The following is a 17,457-nucleotide window of genomic DNA, read 5'->3' on the forward strand; positions in this document are numbered from 1 at the left end:
CTGGAGCTGAACGCGCGGTTCCGACAAGGACGTCGGGGGAGGGGCCGCGGTCCGCTGACGTCAACGGTCTCGCCATATTTTGGGGAGTGGCATGGCTGCCCGGGCCGTTCCCGCAGAGCAGGAGATGGGGAGCCTCAGCCGCATGCACAGCACCGCCTACACCCAGCACAGTCTTCCACGCTTGCCGCAACCCGTCCGGAAGGTGTGATCGCCGTGGATCGCACCGTCACCCAGCACCGGCTCAAGGTCCACGTCCATATCGATGACCACCTGCAAACGGCCAGTATCGAGGTGCGCGGAACGGTTACCGTCGCCAACCTCCGCGCCCTGTACGTGATCGCCCGCAGGACCAGCGCGCTGCTGCCCGGCCGCGAAATCGTCATTGACCTCACGCACGCGCGGGCGGCCACGGACGCCGTCAGCGTCCTGCACGATCCCGCCCAGCTCAACAGCCTCGCCATCACGTCCGGCAACAAGGGTCTGCTCTGCCCGCTGCGGATCCTGGATCCGCCGCACATGCACGGCAGCCACCCGGCGGAGGCCGCCGCTGCCCACCCTCTCCATGGCGAACAGAAAAGAAGGCAGCCAAAGGGGCGGCCTTTTAAGAGGCAGGAGAAGGTATGAAACCCGGACGCATGGTGATGCTCGTCCTCGGCACACTCTCGGCTTTGCTGGGCCTGGGGCTGGTCGCCGCTGCGGCGGGAACCGGATGGCTCAACATCCAGCAGCGGGACGAGGGCTTCTTCACGTCCTCAACGGAGCGCTTCGAGGCCAGCTCGAACGCCATCACATCCGTGGGGGTGGACATCATGGTGGGCCAGCGCCTGCCGGACGTCATCCCGTCGGACACCGCGGGCAGCATCCTCATCCGCGGAGCGTCCGCCACCGCGGGCAAGGACATCTTCATCGGCGTGGCCGAGCAGCAGGATGTGGCGCGGTACCTCGACGGCGTGAGGCGGTCGGAAATCAGGGAACTCGAACTGCGGCCCTTCAGGGTGGAGTACCGGGACGTTCCCGGCACCAGAACTCCCGCCCGCCCCGGCGCGCAGACCTTCTGGGCAGCCTCCGCCACGGGCGCCGGCACCCAGGAACTCCGGTGGGACCTGCGGCCCGGCAGCTGGGCCATCGTGGTGATGAACGCTGACGCCACCGCCCCCATTGCGGCGGACCTTCAGGGCGGCATTCGCTCCGATCTGCTGTGGCCCCTTTTCGTGGGGCTGCTGATCGCCGGACTCGTGCTGCTCGCCATCGGCGTGCCGCTGATCGTCGCGGGTGCCATGGGTCTGGGCCGCCACGGTCCGCCGCCGCAACGTCCGACGGCGGGACCCCCCTCCGCCGTTCCCGCAGCCGGATCCCCGTACGCCACCAGCCCCGCCGGCAGCGGCGCGGCCCCGCCACCCCCGCCGCCCGCCGTCGGGCTCTTCTCCAACGTGCCGTACCCCGCCCGCCTTAATGGCCGCCTCGACCCTGCACTGTCCCGCTGGATGTGGCTGGTCAAGTGGTTCCTGGCGATCCCGCACCTCATCGTGCTGTTCTTCCTGTGGTTCGCCCTGATCGTCACCTCCATCGTGGCGTGGTTCGCGATCCTGTTCACGGCCCGGTATCCGCGCTCGCTGTTCAACTTCAATGTGGGCGTGCTGCGGTGGAGCTGGCGGGTGTCCTTCTATGCCTTCACGGCCATCGGCACGGACCGCTATCCGCCCTTCACCCTGGCCCGCACCGACTATCCGGCCGACTTCGACGTCGACTACCCGGAGCGCCTCTCGCGCGGCCTGGTGCTGGTCAAGTCCTGGCTGCTCGCCATCCCGCATCTGCTGATAGTGGGGGTGCTCGCCGGGACGTCCCGGACCTGGGTGGCGTCCGACGACGACTGGTCGGGGTACGGGGCGCGCTACGCGTCGGGCGGTGCGTTGTCGCTGATCGCACTGCTGACGTTCATCGCCGCCGTTATTTTGCTGTTCACCGGCCGGTATCTCCCGAGCCTTTTCGACCTGCTGCTCGGGCTGAACCGCTGGGTTTACCGCGTCACCGCATACGTGGCACTCATGCGGGACGAGTATCCGCCGTTCCGCCTCGACATGGGCCCGGCCGATCCGGGAGAAACGCTACCGACCAATCCTCCGAAAGGCGCACCATGAAACTCACGGTCCACACGTTCCTGACCCTCGACGGCGTGATGCAGGGTCCGGGCGGGAGGGACGAGGACACCAGCGGCGGCTTCGAATACGGGGGCTGGGTGGTGCCGCTCTTCGACGAGGACATGGGCAGGATCGTGAACGGGTGGTTCGCCGAAGCCGACGCCATCCTGCTGGGCCGCACCACCTACCAGATGTTCCAGCCCTACTGGGAACAGGTTACGGACCCGGACGACGCCGTAGCCAAGGCGCTCAACAGCCTGCCCAAGTACGTGGTGTCCTCGACGCTCACCGAGCCGACGTGGAACAACACCACCATCCTCCCCGCGAATTTCCTCGAGGCCGTTGACGACCTCAAGTCAGGCCCGGGCCGGGAGCTCCAGGTCCACGGCAGCTACCGGCTGGTCCGCGCCCTGCACGACGCCGGCCTCGTGGACGAGTACCGGCTGATCGTTTTCCCGGTGGTCCTGGGCCAGGGCAAGCGGCTCTTCGAACCCGGCGCCACGCCGTCGGCATTCACCCTGGCCGGGAGCAAGGCGACGTCGTCAGGTGCGGTCCATCTGACCCTGCTGCCCGCCGCCTTCGGTGCCGCTGACCTGGAGGTGGGGGAGTTCGAGGTCCGGGACGGCCGCGAGCAGGTCAAGGACTGAGGCGCCGCGTTGCATTCAGCCGAGGCCGCGCAGGCGCTCCATTTCGCGCCGGTCCTTCTTAGTGGGCCGCCCTGTTCCGCGGTCGCGCTGCGGCAGACCGAGCGCCGGGGCGATCGGGCGCGGAGGGGTGTGATCGGTAAAGCAGTGCGAGGCAGCCTCCGCACCGACGCGCTTGGCAATCAGGCGCCGCACCTCGAGGATGCGCTCGTATCCCTGCTGGCGAACCCGGACAGTGTCGCCGGGCACCACCGACTGCGACGCCTTCGCCGGGTTTCCGTTGAGCCGGACATGCCCGGCCCGGCATGCAGCAGTGGCGGCGGACCGGGTCTTGTAGGCACGGATGGCCCACAGCCACGCATCAATGCGGACGGTTGCGGGGGCTGACGGAAGGCTGCTCATGACTGCTGCCGAGTATATTCCCTGTCAGCCTCCCCGGGAGTCGGAGGCGTGCGGAAAGCCGGGGCCTGCCGGGAGCGGGAGCCTCGGGAGGGCAGGTCTTAGGAATCCGAGACGGCGGAGCTGACGGCTGTCGGGCTGTCGTATTCCTTGTCCGGAATGCTTTCCAGCGCAGTGAGGACATTCCCGTCCGCGCCTGATTCCTGGGCATGCGCGATGAGGGCGTCACGGCTGGCGGGATAACTGATACCGCCGAGAAATTTCTGAACCTCTATCGCGTTTTCGCTCATGTCAGTTCCTTTCCTTGATCAGGGGTAGGGCAGGTTCCTGCGGTGAGTCAGGGAGGATCAGGTCGAAGGCCTCCACGCTGCGGTCCGTAACCGTGGTGGGCGACTCGAGGTGAACGGCGCCTGTGGGCAGGATTCCTGCGCCCCCGAAGGATTCCATGACGCGCCACTGGGCCACCACGTCTTCGCCACAGTGTTCGGGCGGCAGCTGCTCCCAGAATCGGAAGCCGCCGGTTTCCTCCAGCGCCTGGCGCCGGAACATCGTGCAGCCGCCCAGCCAGGCCACCTTGTAGGGCAGCCATTGCCCGGGCTCAAGGCCCAGTTCGGCGCTGAGGTGGCTCAGGTTGGCGGCACTGTGCAGAGGCCACCGCTGGAAAGCAGGCTCTTCCGGCCGAATGCGTTCTGGCATGACCGGACCCTCCCACGCAGCAAAAGCCCCGGTCTGTTCCGGCCTGCGGTCGGCAAGATACGAGAGGCCCTGCGGTGCCATGCCCACAAAGCCGCAGCCGAGCTCGTCCAGTGCCTCGCTCATCCGTCCCAGCGCGCCGGGCTCCAGCCACACGTCGTCATCGAGGAAGAGCACCTTGTCTGTGCGCGCCTGTTCCAGGAGGAACTGGCGATGTTCGGCCAGGCCCCGGCGCGGCAGGTGGCGGAGCAGCCCGACTTCCGTCCCCTGCGCCCTGAGCACGCGCAGGATGGCAGAGACCGGCGCCTTGTCCCAGACGGGATATCCGTCTGACTGGTCGCTGACCACCAGGCGGAAAACGGGGCCTGCTTGAGCGGCCAGACCGGCGAGTGTGACGGCCAGTTCGGCAGGCCTGTTGCGCGTGGGGATGAGGATGTCCAGGGATGCGTCGTCGGGCGTCTGTCCTGTGGCCCAGCTGGCCGAAGTGTGGCGATTCATGACCACCGCCTTTCGAGGGCCGATTTGTCCGAACGGGTGCACTGTCCAGATACCCCGGCGGCGTGGTTCCTAAACGCGCCACGGGCGAGTCGGCGCGGCGTCCGGCTGGAGACTGCGTACGCTTGCTGCCCGGTCGGAATGCCTTACGCCACCAGCACGGCGGCGGCGGAGTCCATGTGTTCGCGGATTGTGTTGCGCGCCAGGGTGGCGTCGCCGGTCTCGATGGCGGCCACAATGTCGTGATGGCGGGCCACGCTCATGTTCTTGACGCCTTTTTCCAGCCCGGCGAACATGATGGACATCCGGATGGACCCCTCCAGCGATTCCCACGAGTGAAGCAGGGTTTCGTTGCCGGTGAGGCGGCACATGGTGCGGTGGAATTCGAGATCGGATTCGATCCGCTCCTCGAGCGTTCCCTTGGTGGCCTCCTCCATGGCCTGGATGGCGGCGCGGAGCGACTCGATGACGTGCTGGCGCTCCGGCAGCTCGCACAGGGTGCGGGCCGCCAGGGATTCAAGGGCGGCCCGGACGGAGTAGATATCGCGGATTTCCTTGGCATCGAGGTGGCGGACGGAGAGGCGGCCCCGGGGGCCTGCGGAGAGCAGGCCTTCCTGCTCCAGCTGGCGGAGGGCTTCGCGGAGGGTTCCGCGGCTGATCTGCAGCATGTCGGAGAGCTCGGTTTCCACCAGGTGGCGGCCGGGTTCCAGTGCGCCGCTGGTGATAGCGGTGCGCAACGCGGCCAGCGCCTGCTCGCGGAGGCTCTTCTTCTGCAGTCCCAGGAGGGACGCTGTTGGCGCGGCCATTGGTGGTTCTCCCCAAATGTTAGTGGTCGACTGTTTACAGTCGCTGTGTTAACAGTAGATGCTACGGCAGAAGCGCGGGTGACGGCAGGTGCCGCCCCCGCGCTTCTTTCAGCGGCGTGTGTCAGCCCAGTTCTGCAAGGACCTTGGCGACGATCCGCTGCACGGACAGGCCGTAGCGTTCGTGCAGGGTGGGCAGGGCTCCGGCGTCGAGGAATTTGTCCGGCAACGCGACAGGCACCACCCGCTTGCCGAGGCCGGCGGTGACGACGGCGGAGGCGACGGTTTCGAACAGGCCGCCGACCATGGAGTGGTTTTCCAGGGTAACGGCGAGGCGGTCGGTGTTGATTTCGGCCAGGACGGTGGCGGCGTCGAACGGCTTGATGGTCGGGGTGTGGACGACGGCGACGTCGACGTTGTGTGCCGCCAGCGCCTTGGCGGCCTGCAGGGCCCGCATGGTCATGAGCCCGCTGGAGACGAAGACCACGTCGTTGCCTCCGCGCAGCACTTTCGCCTTGCCGAGCTCGAACGTGTAGCCGTATTCGTCCAGCACGGTGGGCACGTTGCCGCGCAGCAGGCGCAGGTAGGTGGGTCCTTCGCTGGCGGCAAGCTGCGGTACGGCCTGTTCTATGTCCACCGAGTCGCAGGGGTCCACGATGGTTAGGTTGGGCATGCCGCGGAAGATCGCCATGTCCTCGGTGGCCTGGTGGCTGGGCCCGTACCCGGTGGTGAGCCCGGGCAGTCCGCCGACGATGTTGACGTTCAGGTTCGGTTCGGCGGCGTCCAGGCAGAGGAAGTCGTAGGCGCGGCGGGCGGCGAACACGGAGTAGGTGGAGGCGAAGGGCACCAGGCCGGTCTCGGCGAGGCCTGCTGCTGCGCCGAAGAGCAGCTGTTCGGCCATACCCATTTGGAAGAACCGTTCCGGGAAGGCCTGGGCGAAGATGTGCATGTCGGTGTATTTGCCCAGGTCGGCGGTGAGGCCCACGATTTTGTCGTTTTCCTGCGCGGCCTTGACCAGTGCGTGCCCGAACGGTGCCGGGGCCGTTTTCTGGCCGGGATCGGCGAAGGACGCAATCATGGCTGAGGTCTTGAGCTTGGGGGCGGTGCCCTTCACGGTGGCGGTGCTCATCGGGCTGCCTTTCCTTCGTATCCTGCGGTCAGCTGCTCGCGGCAGGTCTGCCATTCGTGTTCTTCGATGCGCATGAAGTGAGCTTTTTCCCGGTCTTCCAGCAGCGGGACTCCCCGGCCGACCTTGGTGTCGCAGAGGATCACGGAGGGGCGTCCGACGGCTGCGGCCTGGGCGGCGGCGTTGTCGAAGGCTGCCAGCAGTGCGCCGACGTCGTTGCCGTCCACCCGCTGGGTGTACCAGCCGAAGGCTTCCCACTTTTCGGTGACCGGTTCGGTGCGCAGCACGGTGTCGGTCTTGCCGTCGGCCTGCAGGGCGTTGATGTCCACCATCGCGGTGAGGTTGCCGAGCTGGTGGTGGTGGGCGCCCATGGCGGCCTCCCAGGTGGAGCCTTCGTCCAGTTCCCCGTCGGAGAGGAAGTTGTAGACCCTGGCGTCGGAGCCCTGGTGCCGCAGGCCCAGGGCCATGCCCACAGCGATGGTCAGGCCGTGGCCCAGGGAGCCGCCGCTAATTTCCATGCCGGGGGTGTAGGTGGACATGCCGGACATCGGGAGCCTGGAGTCATCCGAACCGTAGGTCTCGAGTTCCTCCACGGGGACGATGCCGGCCTCGGCCAGGGCCGCGTAGTGGCCGATGGCGTAGTGCCCGGTGGAGAGCAGGAACCTGTCCCGGGCTTCCCAGTGCGGGTCCTCGGCACGGAAGCGGAGTTGGTCGGAGTAAACGGCGGCGAGCATGTCCGCCGCGCCGAGTGCCTGTCCCACATAGCCCTGGCCCTGGACCTCGCCCATGGTGAGGGCGTGGTGGCGGATGCGGTAGGCGGCGGCCCCGACCTGTTCGAGGCGTTCTGCGGCAGTTTCCTGTGTCATTCGTTCCTTCTTGGGTAGTTCTCGGGTGTGCAGCGGCTGCGGGCCTGCTTCGTGGACGGCGGTCATCAGACACTCACCGACTGCGGTGTGCTTTTGGTGACTTCATCCGCAAGCTGGCGCTCGCGCTTGCCCCAGGTTTCCCGGGTGACGAGTGCGGCCCAAAGCCCGATGGCTGCATAGAAGCTAAAGAGGAGTGCGGGGCCCATCCAGCCCAGGGAAACGAACAGCAGGGTTGTGATGAAGGGGGTGAATCCGGAGACCATGGCGGAGATCTGGTAGGCCAGTGAGGCGCCGGATGAGCGGGTCTTGGCCTGGAACAGCTCGGGGAACCACGGGCCCTGGGCACCGGCCAGGGAGTTCTGGCAGACGGCGTAGGAAATCACGATGGTGGCGATGACGAAAATGAACATTCCGGTGTTCACGAGGAGGAACATGGGGATGCCGAACAACGCGGCGAAGGCGCAGGACCAGACGTACAGGGGCCGGCGGCCCACCCTGTCCGTCAGGCGTGCCCAGGCCATGGTGGCGAAGATGCCGATGGCCGAGGCGATGCATAGGGCTACGAGGGTCTGGGTCTTATCTGCCAGCTGCTGGGTGTGGAGGTAGGAAATCATGTACGTGATGGAGACGGCGTAACCGGCGGTCTCCGCGATGCGCAGGCCGATGCCCCGAACAATGCTGCGCCAGTCAGTCTTGATGACCTCGACGATCGGGGACTTGACGATCGAGCCGCTTTCCTTGACCTCGTCGAACACGGGGGACTCGGGGACCTTGGAGCGGATGATCAGGCCGACAACCACCAGCACGATGCTGGCGAGGAAGGGGACGCGCCAGGCGAGCTCGCCGCCCAGATTCACGCTGACGAGGAAGACCAGGTTTGCCAGGAGCAGGCCAACGGGGAAGCCGGCCTGCACGATGCCGGTGTATTTGCCCTTGGACTTCCAGGGTGCGTGCTCGTAGCTCATCAGGATGGCGCCGCCCCACTCAGCGCCGAAGGCCAGTCCCTGAACGATGCGGACGAAGACCAGCAGCGCCGGAGCCAGCAGCCCCACCTGCTCGTACGTGGGCAGGAGGCCGATGAAGAACGTGGCGATACCCATGAGGATGAGCGAGGCGACCAGCACGGGCTTTCGGCCCACTTTGTCGCCCAGGTGCCCGCCGATGATGCCGCCGATCGGACGGGCCGCGAAGCCGACGCCCAGCGTGGCGAAGGCGGCCAGCGTTCCGGTGACGGGGTCGCCGGTCGGGAAGAACGCTGTACCGAAGTACAGCGCGGCCGCGGTGCCGAAGCCTATGAAGTCGTAGGTCTCAATGACTGCGCCGACGCCAGACCCGATGGCTACGCGCTTTGCATCCTTGGTGCCATGGACGTGGCCCCGCATTTTCAGAGCTTCGTTGCTCATGGTGGTTCCCTTTCGAAGAGCGGCTGAAGAGGCATCAGTGCTGTCGACTGTTAACAAGATGCGTCCCAGTGTGACCCAGCTCATCTTCAATGTCAACAGTCAACTTAGGAGGTTGACTGTTAACAGTCGACCCCGCTACTGTGGTGTCCATCACTACCGCCCGGCGGGCACGAACCAGAGGATCAACGACGATGTTCCATTCCCGACTCGGGTGCTCATCCATCAGCTTTAGGCACCAGGAGCTGCCGACCGCCCTGCGGACCATCGGGAGCATGGGCTTCGAGGAGATCGACCTGGGTGCCCTTCCCGGCGTCTGCGACCACGTTCCCTATGAGCTGGATGAAGACGCGGTCACAGCAGTGGCCAAGGACGTGGCCGAATCCGGATTGCGGGTTCGCTCCGTCAACGGGGACATCGGGGATCTGAACGCAGTGCCCGACGGCGGCCGGCAGGCTGCGCGGGACCGTCACCTTGACGCCCTGCTCACCCTCACGGCCAAATCCGGAGCCAAGGCCCTGGTTCTTCCCTGCGGCCGGCTGAGCCATGAACCGGTCCGGAGCCTTCAGGAGGACCTGGACGAAATAGCAGTCCAGCTCGTCCGGGCCAGCCAGCGGGCGGCGGAGTTCGGCGTCGAGCTCTGGACTGAATCGCTGCACTTCCTGCGGTTCTGCTGGAACCTGGAGCGGGCAGAACTGCTGGCACAGCGGCTGGCCGGTTCCGGCGTCGGGATCGTCATGGACTTCAGCCACATCGTCGCCGCCGGCGAGGATCCCCTGGAATACCTCCGGCGCCACGAGGGCCGGATAGCCCACGTGCACCTGCGCGATGCCGTGCCGGGGAACATCAACCTCAGCATCGGCAATGGCCAGGCTGATTTTGCCGCCGGGCTGCGCTCGCTGGCCGAACAGGGGTACGCCGGCCACTTCAGCCTGGAACTCGAAACCCGCGACGTGACCCACGGGGAACGTCCGGCGGCCGCTGCCAAGGCAGCCAGCTTCATCACCGACCTCATCTAACCGTCGATTGCTCCGTTACCGCCGTTATGAGCCCTCAAAACGGCAGTTACTGAGCAATCGATCCACGACACGACACCAAAAAACCCAAGGAGCCATCATGACCACCACCATCCAGCGCACCGCCGTCCTCACCGGGGCCACCTCCGAGCGGGGCATCGGCATCACCACAGCCCGCCGCTACGCCAGCCAAGGCTGGGGAGTGGTGATTTTGGACCTCGACGGCGAAAAGTCCGCGAAGGTCGCCGCCGAAATCGGCAATGAATTCAACGTGCCGGCGTTCGGCTACGAGGTCGACGTCACCAGCGAAGACTCCGTCACCGCCGCGTACAAGGCGGTGGCGGCCGAAGTCGGCGCCGGCACGCTTCCCGCTGTGGGCGCCCTCGCCAACATCGCCGGAATCACCTCACCTGTTCCGTTCCTGGAAACCACGCTGGTCCTCTGGAACAAGGTCATGGCCGTGAACTCCACCGGCACCTACCTTGTCACCAAGGCCTTCCTGCCGGACATGATCGACAACGGCTGGGGCCGGATCGTGAACATGTCCTCCGTTTCCGCCCAGCGCGGCGGCGGCGTGTTTGGCAAAGTCCCCTACTCCGCAGCCAAGGCCGCCATCCTCGGCTTCACCAAGGCCCTCGCCCGCGAACTCGGCGATTCCGGCGTGACCGTGAACGCCATCACTCCGGGCGCCGTGGACACCAACATCCGCGTCGGCAGCACCGAGGAGCAGGAGGCCGCCATCAACGCCGGAATCCCCCTGGGCCGCAACGCCACCACAGAGGAAGTCGCAGCCGTCATCACCTTCCTGTCCTCCGAGGAATCCGCCTACCTGACCGGCACCACCATCGACATCAACGGCGGAAGCCACATGCACTAACGGGACACGCATCGCCTATTCGACGGTGACGCGGACGCACTGGGCCACGTTGTTGCCCATGCCCTGGTAGTTCCAGTGCTGTTCGAGCGGCTGGATGGCGCCCGTGGCATCCTTCGCACGGCATACCAGTTCGTGCTCGCCCGGATCTGCCACCCAGGGCAGGCTCCAGCCGCGCCACGCAAAGGGGCCGGCCGGTTTGTCCAGCTGCGCGGGCGCCCAGTGGCCGTCAATGCCGACCTCAACGCCCGTCACCGGGCCCTCGCCGGACCAGGCGCGGCCTCGCAGCAGCACCGGGCCCCGGGGCAGGTGCCGCCGGCGCGTGAAGAAGTCCGGGATGCCCGGCGGAACCATCAGCGAACGGACCCTGATCCGCGTCACCGGAGTGCCGGCGTCGTCCGCGGTGTGCTGGTAGCGGTACGCGACCGACTGCTGGAAGCCCTGGAACGGCGAGGCCACCACCTGGATGGACTGCAGCCACTTGACGCTGGCCATGCCGTACCAGCCGGGAACCACCAGACGCAGCGGGTAGCCGTGCTGCGGCGGCAGGTCCGCGCCGTTCATCTTGTAGGCCAGCACCACGTCTGCGCGCAGGGCCTCCGCGATGGGCAGGCTGCGTGCGTAGTGGTGGCGGACGCCGCCCTGGATTCCTTCATCCAGGCCGGTGAACACTACCTCGGTGGCCTCCGGATCAATCCCCGCTTGTCCCAGCAGGTAGGCCAGCGGAACACCCGTCCACACGGCCGTGCCCACCCCTTCGAGGGTCCAGGGCTGGCTGAGCGGCCTCGGCCTCAGGAGCGAACGGCCGTTGCCGGCACATTCGAGCGTGACCGGCATGCTGATCGCCGGATCCCTCTTCAGGGCGGCAAGCCCCAGTTCCATGGCCCGCTCCACCGCACCGCCGATCTGCAGGTGCCAGGCCGCCGCATCGACGTGGGGGATGTCGAAGTGCGTCAGGACATAGTGCAGTCCGGGCGGGGTGACATCCTCACGGAGCACCTCCAGCGGCATCGAGTGGTTCCGCGCAGCGAGTTGCAACTCCTGGCTGGTCAGCGGACCGTAGGTGGGTTCCTCCGGATGCGCGGGCCGGACGGACTTACGGCGCCTGTAGATCACCTTGGACATGGCATTCGCGATTCTGCTCGGTTCTGCGGGCGGGCGGATCCCCTTTTGACAGGTTTACGCCGCGCCCGCAAAGCCGTCAATGCATTTTCTGCCGGCCTGTTCTTCGCTTCCGCCTCTTACGCCTCGCGCGTTGCCGGGGACTTGGTCTGCGCAGGGTCCCGCTCGGCGAGGGAGCCCACCGCGTCATCGATCCTCTTCATGATCTCCGGCTCGAGCGTGACTCCGGACGCCGCAGCAGCGTCGCCGATCTGCTCCGGACGCGAGGCCCCGATAATGGCCGACGCCACGTTGGGGTTTTGCAGCACCCAGGCCACGGCGAGCTGCGGCATGGTCAGGCCGGCTTCCTCGGCAACCGGCCGCAGTTCCTGCACGGCGGCCAGCACGTCGTCGCGCATCCAGCGCTGGATCATCCTGGCGCCGCCCTTGTCATCGGTCGCACGGCTGCCTTCCGGCAGCGGTTGGCCCGGCAGGTACTTGCCGCTCAGCACCCCCTGCGCCATGGGGGACCACACGATCTGGGAGACACCCAGCTCCTCCGACGCCGGGACCACCTCTTCTTCGATAACGCGCCACAGCATCGAGTACTGGGGCTGGTTGGAGATCAGCTGGAATCCCAAGTCCTTCGCCAGCGCGTGCCCGTTCCGCAGCTGCTCTGCAGTCCACTCGCTGACACCGATGTACAGGGCCTTGCCCTGCCGCACGATATCCGCGAACGCCTGCATGGTCTCTTCCAGCGGCGTCTCAAAGTCGTAGCGGTGCGCTTGATACAGGTCCACATAGTCCGTCTGCAGCCTGCTGAGCGAGCCGTCGATGGATTCCAAGATGTGTTTGCGGGACAGTCCGACGTCGTTCTTGCCCTTGGGGCCCGTGGGGCCGAAGACCTTCGTGAAGATCTCGATGGACTGGCGCCGTTCGCCCTTCAGCGCCTCACCCAAGACCGTCTCGGCGGCCGTATTGGCGTACACATCGGCGGTGTCGAAGGTGCTGATGCCGGCATCAAGCGCTGCCCGCACGCACCGGGTGGCGACGTCGTTCTCCACTTGGGAGCCGTGCGTCAGCCAGTTGCCGAACGTGATTTCCGAGATTTTAAAGCCGCTGTTTCCGAGGTATCTGAAGTCCATGGGTTTCACGCTAGCGGAGATGGTTGCTCAGGGTAAGGGATGCCGGGGCAGTATCTGCAGTGTCTTCCGCTCAGGACCGGACGCGGTTTTCCGTATGCTGCGCGAGCGAGACCATGGACCCTGTGTCCAGAACGGCCATGTGGCCCGTGCTGCCCGGCTTCTTGGCCGGGCGCGGCGGCTGCGCAGACGTTGCCAACGATGACTGGACCGCTTGGACCGCTTGTGGACTCCCGGCTCCATTTGCCATGCCGGCTCCGGGGGCGCGCGACGGCCGGGGCGGAACCTTCGTGAGGGGGCCGCGTTGGCCGCCGTGCAGCGCCGATTCCACCAGCGGTGCCACCTTCACCACTTCTCCGACGTCCGTGATGGGGGAGTCCGGGACCGGGATTTCGAGCACCGGATGAGTCGCCCGTGCCCTGGCCACGGCCCGGGCGTCGGCAGCGGCAACCGCCTCCGCCCAGTCCTTTGCCAGCACAGGCGGCACCGGACGTGCCGCTGTCAGCAGCGGATGATGGTCGACGGCGGTGCGGAGCGCCTTTTGCAGGCCGGCGCGGGTCATCAATGTCTTCCAGTCCACAGGAGGACGCGGCGCCCGTACCGGGCGCGGTGCGCGGGGTTCCCTCGCTGGCCGTTCCTTCGCCGTCTTCCCGGGCAGCGGTTTCGCTGTTTTCGTGGGTCGCGGCTTGGCAGCGCGGTCCTGGCCGGAAAGTGCTGTGCCGGGACGTGATCCTGCTGACGGGGCGGCCTCCTGCTGGGGGCCGACCGACAGCCGCACAACTTCGACGGTGTCGTTCTTTGGGAACCAGCCGAACAGGGCCATCACGATCAGCACGAGCAGCCGGCCCACACCGGCGATGACCAGCATCGCGATGAAAGCAATGAACAGCCCCAGCGACATGAGAAAGGCCACAAACACCGTGCCGAAAAAGGTCAGGTTCAGCGCAACCGTTGTCGGATCTTCCACGTCACCCTCCTACCAACTCGCCGCTGCCGCATTCCGCGGTATTGCCTACGTGCAACAGCCCTTACCACCTTACGGACTATTTACTGCCGACGTGCCCGCATGGCAAGGCCGGGCGGGTGTCGTTTCGAAGCTGTTACCGGACGGGCCTGCCGACTGGGGCATATAGTCGGAAACAGCAATTTACGTCCACAATTTCAGGGAATTCCGTGAGCCAGTCCCAGACCTATACCGGCAACTGTCCGTGCCTCTCGGGCGAGCAGTACGCGGGCTGTTGCGGCCGCTTCCACAGCGGAGCCGCGGACGCCGCGACGGCTGAACAGCTCATGCGGTCCCGGTACAGCGCCTTCGTCCTCCTGGATGCCGGCTACCTGCTGAAAACGTGGCATCCGGACACCAGGCCCTCCGAGCTGGACCTTGACCCCGGGCTCGAGTGGCGGCGGCTGGACATCGTGTCCACGAGCCGCGGCGGCCCCCTGGACAACCAGGGAACCGTGGAGTTCAGGGCACACTTCAGGCAGGACGGCGAGCGGGGCGTCCATCACGAAACCAGCCGTTTCCTCAAGGTGGACCGCCGCTGGTACTACCTCGACGCCGTCGTCCTTCACCAGACGTAGCGGGACCAGACATAGCGGACCCCGCCGCTGCCCTGAAGGTGCGGCCCGCCGGACTCCACCCGCCGCGGCTCCTAGCGCTCCTCGTAGTCGGCCGTCGGCGTGAAGCCTGCCCGGTCCACCTTGCGGTGGAACCGCATGCCCGCCATGCCGCCAACGACGGCACCCACCAGGGCCACCGCCGCGACCACGACGGCGGCAATGATGCTGGTGGTGGTGAGCTGGCCTTCGTTCACGGGAATCCGGGGGAAACTGTTCAGCTGGGCTAGGATATTGAACCGTTCACCGGCGATCATCCCCAGGACAGCGACGATGATGGCGGCGATCAGCGCCCAGATCCACACCATCATGCCCTGCTTGGCGCCGTTGAACCGGGCCATCCGCCCGGCCACGTAGCCTCCGCTGTAATACGAAACGAAGAGGATCACGAGCAGCACGATCATGCCCACAAGGCCCACCGTCTGATTCGACGCCGCCTGGCCAATGGCCGCGTTGACGTCGGGATTGGTGGCGAGCCCCACGGCCGTTCCGGCCGCTGCCACGAGGGCCGTCAGCAGCACCGCCATGCCGGTGGCGGCCAGCCAGCCGAAGAACGCCGAGCCCACCTTGACCCCGCCGAAGGCCTCCTTTTCACGGGCGATAGCCGTCTCCCGCGAGGCGAGGTTGGGGTCGGAATGCTGCCGCGCGTCATCGTCCTCCGGGGCCGGAACATAGTCCCGCTCGGCGTACGGCGCCTGGGTGGTCATCGCCCTGGTGCTGGTGTCAGTGTCCCGTGCGCCGGTGTCGCCGGTTCGCGTATCCGCCTCGCGCGACTGGGTGGCGTCGTAGACCGGAGTGTCGTCGGGCCTGCGCCCGGACTGGGTATGCCGGGGGCGTCTGTCCTCGGAACCGATTGGGCTGCTCATCGAACGTCTCACTTTCATTGAACGGACCAGGCTCAAGGTCTAAGCCGGGCATCGCAATGCCGAGGCCAAGGCCTGGCCTCACTTCTAGCTAACTCCGTTCAATCCTTCGTAGCAAGAATGCTTACTATTTAGGTTTTCGTGCCGCCCTCCCCGCGGCCGGCCCTGCTCCTTCGCTGGTCAGCGGTATTTCCGGTGCAAGTCTTCCTTGACGGACGCTCGTGGCGAGGCGTCGGCAATCCAGGGCCCGGTGCCTTCGGACTGGTCCAGCACGCCAGCCTCAAGCCACACGTAATCCCCGGCGAGGACCTTGCGCGAAAGATCGCGGTCGCCGTCGTCTGTGTTCCGCCACAGCTGGTCAAAGTATTCGTCCACGCGGACACGGGCCTGCTCGCAGTAGGCTTCGGCGAGTTCGAACGCCGTGGCGCCCCGCTCGGGAGCCGTGCGAAGCAGCATCTCCGCCCGGGAGCAGCACGCGGCCATGGCAAAGAGCTCGGCGCCGATGTCCACGATCCGTCCGAGGAATGCCTGCTTGTGCTCCAGCCCTGCCTGCCAGCGACCCATGCCATAGAACGTCTGGCGGGCCAGCCGCCGTGAGGACCGTTCCACGAAGCGCAGCTGCTTGGCGAGCCGGCCGAACTCGCCGTAGGACCGGGGGTCCATGCCGGCGCCCGCCACCAGTTTGGGCAGCCACTTCGCATAGAAGCCGGAGGCCCCGACGGCGGCCCTCGCTTTGTCCGACAGGCTGGCGTCGGCGGACGCGAGGTCCCCGGCGGCGGCCAAGTGGGCGTCCACCGCCTCGCGGGCGATCAGCAGCTTCATGATCTCCGATGACCCCTCGAAGATCCTGTTGATGCGCAAGTCACGCAGTTGCTGCTCCGCGGCGACGGCCCGCTCGCCGCGGGCCTCCAGCGACTCGGCGGTTTCGAAACCCCGGCCGCCGCGGATCTGCACCAGCTCGTCGGCTATCCGGTAGCTGATTTCCGTGGACCACAGCTTGGCGAGGGCGGCCTCGATGCGGATGTCCTTCTGCCCGGCGTCGGCCATCTCGGCGGACAGTTCAAAGACGGCATCCAGGGCGAACGCCGTGGCGGCAATGAAGGCGATCTTCTTGCCCACGGCCTCGTGCTTGCCCACCGGCCGCCCCCACTGGGTGCGTGCATTGGACCATTCGCGGGCGATCTTCAAACTCCAGCGCCCCGTGGCAACGCACAGGGCCGGAAGGGACAGCCGTCCGGTATTGAGCGTGGTGAGGGCAATTTTCAGGCCCTGGCCCTCGCGCCCCAGCCGGTTGGCCGCAGGAACCCTGACCTGGTGGAAGCGGGTGACGCCGTTCTCGATGCCGCGCAGGCCCATGAAGGCGTTCCTGTTTTCCACCGTGATGCCCGGCGAGTCCATCTCGACCACAAAGGCGGTGATGCCGCCCTTGTGGACGGTGCCATCGGAACCGGTGTGCCGCGGCACCACGGCCATCACCACCACCAGTTCCGCGATCACGCCATTGGTGGTCCAGAGTTTCACGCCGTCCAGAATGTACGCCTCGCCGTCGTCGGAGGGGACAGCGGTGCTGCCCATCCGGGCGGGGTCACTGCCGACGTCGGGCTCTGTGAGGAGGAAAGCGGTAATGGCGCCGGCGGCACAGCGCGGCAGGTACTCCCGCTTCTGTTCGGCAGTGCCAAACACCTTCACCGGCTCAGGCACGCCGATGGACTGGTGGGCGGAGAGCAGCGCGCCCAGGCTGGGGTGCACCGAGCCCAGCAGCCCCAGCGCCCGGCCGTAGTACACCAGTGACAGCCCCAGCCCGCCGTACTCCCGCGGGATTTTCATGCCGAACACGCCAAGGTCAGCCAGCGCCTTGAGGTACTCGTCCGGAATTTTGGCGTCGCGCTCAATCGCCCGGCCGGACATGGTCCGGCACAGCGCCGTGAGCTGCTCCATGAAGGCCTCGCCGCGCTCCACGTCATCGGCTTTGGCTGCCGGCCACGGATGGATGAGGCTGAGATCGAAGCTGCCGAGGTACAGGCCTTTGGCGAAGCTCGGCTGCTCCCACTCGGTTTCGCGGGCCGCCTCGGCGACGGCCCTGGCATCCTCGGCGGATGCGCCGGCTCCGATCTTCTCGGCGGCTATGGGCGTTTCGGATTCCAGGCTGTCGCTGGGCGGGACCGCGCCGGCCTGTGGCCGGTTAACTGAACCGTCAGTGGCGGGACTCTCAGTGGCGGGACTGTCAGTGGCGGAGCTCACGGGGCATCTCCTCTAACCGGTGACCGGCTCAAGCCCTGG

18 protein-coding genes are annotated in these 17,457 nt (G+C 66.7%); 6 read left to right on the forward strand and 12 right to left on the reverse strand.

What is annotated here, in order from left to right; genetic code table 11:
• The first annotated feature begins 213 nt into the window (after window positions 1-213).
• The 3 genes from AC3A3W_RS17305 to AC3A3W_RS17315 are packed head-to-tail and all read left to right on the forward strand — an operon-like array spanning window position 214 to window position 2,785.
• Window positions 214-624, forward strand: a complete 411-nt coding sequence (locus AC3A3W_RS17305) for a hypothetical protein (RefSeq protein ID WP_487444239.1) — start codon at window positions 214-216, stop codon at window positions 622-624.
• The gene (locus AC3A3W_RS17310; RefSeq protein ID WP_487444240.1) at window positions 621-2,138 is read left to right on the forward strand and encodes a DUF4389 domain-containing protein; all 1,518 of its coding nucleotides are present in this window, start codon (window positions 621-623) and stop codon (window positions 2,136-2,138) included. Before AC3A3W_RS17305 ends, AC3A3W_RS17310 begins: the two co-directional genes overlap by 4 nt.
• On the forward strand, window positions 2,135-2,785 hold the full coding sequence (locus AC3A3W_RS17315; protein WP_487444241.1) for a dihydrofolate reductase family protein: 651 nt from the start codon (window positions 2,135-2,137) through the stop codon (window positions 2,783-2,785). The genes AC3A3W_RS17310 and AC3A3W_RS17315 overlap by 4 nt, the downstream gene beginning before the upstream one ends.
• A 15-nt stretch (window positions 2,786-2,800) precedes the next feature.
• Here AC3A3W_RS17315 and AC3A3W_RS17320 read toward each other — a convergent pair whose 3' ends face one another.
• From AC3A3W_RS17320 to AC3A3W_RS17350, 7 genes are all read right to left on the reverse strand, one after another.
• Complete coding sequence (locus AC3A3W_RS17320; RefSeq protein WP_487444242.1) at window positions 2,801-3,184, reverse strand: RNA-binding S4 domain-containing protein; 384 nt, start codon at window positions 3,182-3,184, stop codon at window positions 2,801-2,803.
• Between the two features lie 98 nt (window positions 3,185-3,282).
• The gene (locus tag AC3A3W_RS17325; protein ID WP_487444243.1) at window positions 3,283-3,471 is read right to left on the reverse strand and encodes a DUF2795 domain-containing protein; all 189 of its coding nucleotides are present in this window, start codon (window positions 3,469-3,471) and stop codon (window positions 3,283-3,285) included.
• Window position 3,472: 1 nt separating this feature from the next.
• Window positions 3,473-4,372 (reverse strand): glycosyltransferase family 2 protein, encoded by a 900-nt coding sequence (locus AC3A3W_RS17330; RefSeq protein WP_487444244.1) that lies wholly within the window; start codon window positions 4,370-4,372, stop codon window positions 3,473-3,475.
• Window positions 4,373-4,515: 143 nt separating this feature from the next.
• Complete coding sequence (locus AC3A3W_RS17335) at window positions 4,516-5,175, reverse strand: GntR family transcriptional regulator (protein ID WP_487444245.1); 660 nt, start codon at window positions 5,173-5,175, stop codon at window positions 4,516-4,518.
• Between the two features lie 121 nt (window positions 5,176-5,296).
• Entirely contained in the window at window positions 5,297-6,301 is a 1,005-nt protein-coding gene (locus AC3A3W_RS17340; protein ID WP_487444246.1) for a transketolase family protein, read from the reverse strand.
• Window positions 6,298-7,164, reverse strand: a complete 867-nt coding sequence (locus tag AC3A3W_RS17345; RefSeq protein ID WP_487444247.1) for a transketolase — start codon at window positions 7,162-7,164, stop codon at window positions 6,298-6,300. Before AC3A3W_RS17345 ends, AC3A3W_RS17340 begins: the two co-directional genes overlap by 4 nt.
• A gap of 65 nt (window positions 7,165-7,229) precedes the next feature.
• The gene (locus AC3A3W_RS17350; RefSeq protein ID WP_487444248.1) at window positions 7,230-8,567 is read right to left on the reverse strand and encodes an MFS transporter; all 1,338 of its coding nucleotides are present in this window, start codon (window positions 8,565-8,567) and stop codon (window positions 7,230-7,232) included.
• A gap of 191 nt (window positions 8,568-8,758) precedes the next feature.
• Here AC3A3W_RS17350 and AC3A3W_RS17355 point away from each other — a divergent pair, with 191 nt between their 5' ends.
• Both AC3A3W_RS17355 and AC3A3W_RS17360 read left to right on the forward strand, forming a co-directional pair.
• On the forward strand, window positions 8,759-9,583 hold the full coding sequence (locus tag AC3A3W_RS17355) for a sugar phosphate isomerase/epimerase family protein (RefSeq protein ID WP_487444249.1): 825 nt from the start codon (window positions 8,759-8,761) through the stop codon (window positions 9,581-9,583).
• A gap of 97 nt (window positions 9,584-9,680) precedes the next feature.
• Entirely contained in the window at window positions 9,681-10,457 is a 777-nt protein-coding gene (locus AC3A3W_RS17360) for an SDR family NAD(P)-dependent oxidoreductase (RefSeq protein WP_487444250.1), read from the forward strand.
• A 15-nt stretch (window positions 10,458-10,472) separates the two neighbouring features.
• Here the strand turns inward: AC3A3W_RS17360 and AC3A3W_RS17365 are convergent, their stop codons facing one another.
• From AC3A3W_RS17365 to AC3A3W_RS17375, 3 genes are all read right to left on the reverse strand, one after another.
• The gene (locus AC3A3W_RS17365; RefSeq protein WP_487444251.1) at window positions 10,473-11,579 is read right to left on the reverse strand and encodes a sulfite oxidase; all 1,107 of its coding nucleotides are present in this window, start codon (window positions 11,577-11,579) and stop codon (window positions 10,473-10,475) included.
• A gap of 116 nt (window positions 11,580-11,695) precedes the next feature.
• Window positions 11,696-12,700, reverse strand: a complete 1,005-nt coding sequence (locus tag AC3A3W_RS17370) for an aldo/keto reductase family protein (protein WP_487444252.1) — start codon at window positions 12,698-12,700, stop codon at window positions 11,696-11,698.
• A 70-nt stretch (window positions 12,701-12,770) separates the two neighbouring features.
• Window positions 12,771-13,664 (reverse strand): hypothetical protein, encoded by an 894-nt coding sequence (locus tag AC3A3W_RS17375; RefSeq protein WP_487444253.1) that lies wholly within the window; start codon window positions 13,662-13,664, stop codon window positions 12,771-12,773.
• A gap of 206 nt (window positions 13,665-13,870) precedes the next feature.
• On the opposite strand from AC3A3W_RS17375, the gene AC3A3W_RS17380 reads away from it, so the two are divergent.
• Window positions 13,871-14,278, forward strand: coding sequence for a YchJ family protein (locus AC3A3W_RS17380; RefSeq protein WP_487444254.1), 408 nt, complete (start codon window positions 13,871-13,873; stop codon window positions 14,276-14,278).
• Between the two features lie 71 nt (window positions 14,279-14,349).
• On the opposite strand, the gene AC3A3W_RS17385 is transcribed toward AC3A3W_RS17380, so the two are convergent.
• The gene (locus tag AC3A3W_RS17385; protein WP_487444255.1) at window positions 14,350-15,180 is read right to left on the reverse strand and encodes a YrzE family protein; all 831 of its coding nucleotides are present in this window, start codon (window positions 15,178-15,180) and stop codon (window positions 14,350-14,352) included.
• Between the two features lie 177 nt (window positions 15,181-15,357).
• Window positions 15,358-17,418, reverse strand: a complete 2,061-nt coding sequence (locus tag AC3A3W_RS17390; protein ID WP_487444256.1) for an acyl-CoA dehydrogenase family protein — start codon at window positions 17,416-17,418, stop codon at window positions 15,358-15,360.
• Between the last annotated feature and the right edge of the window lie 39 nt (window positions 17,419-17,457).

The organism is Arthrobacter sp. Soil_N43 (genome assembly GCF_057655195.1).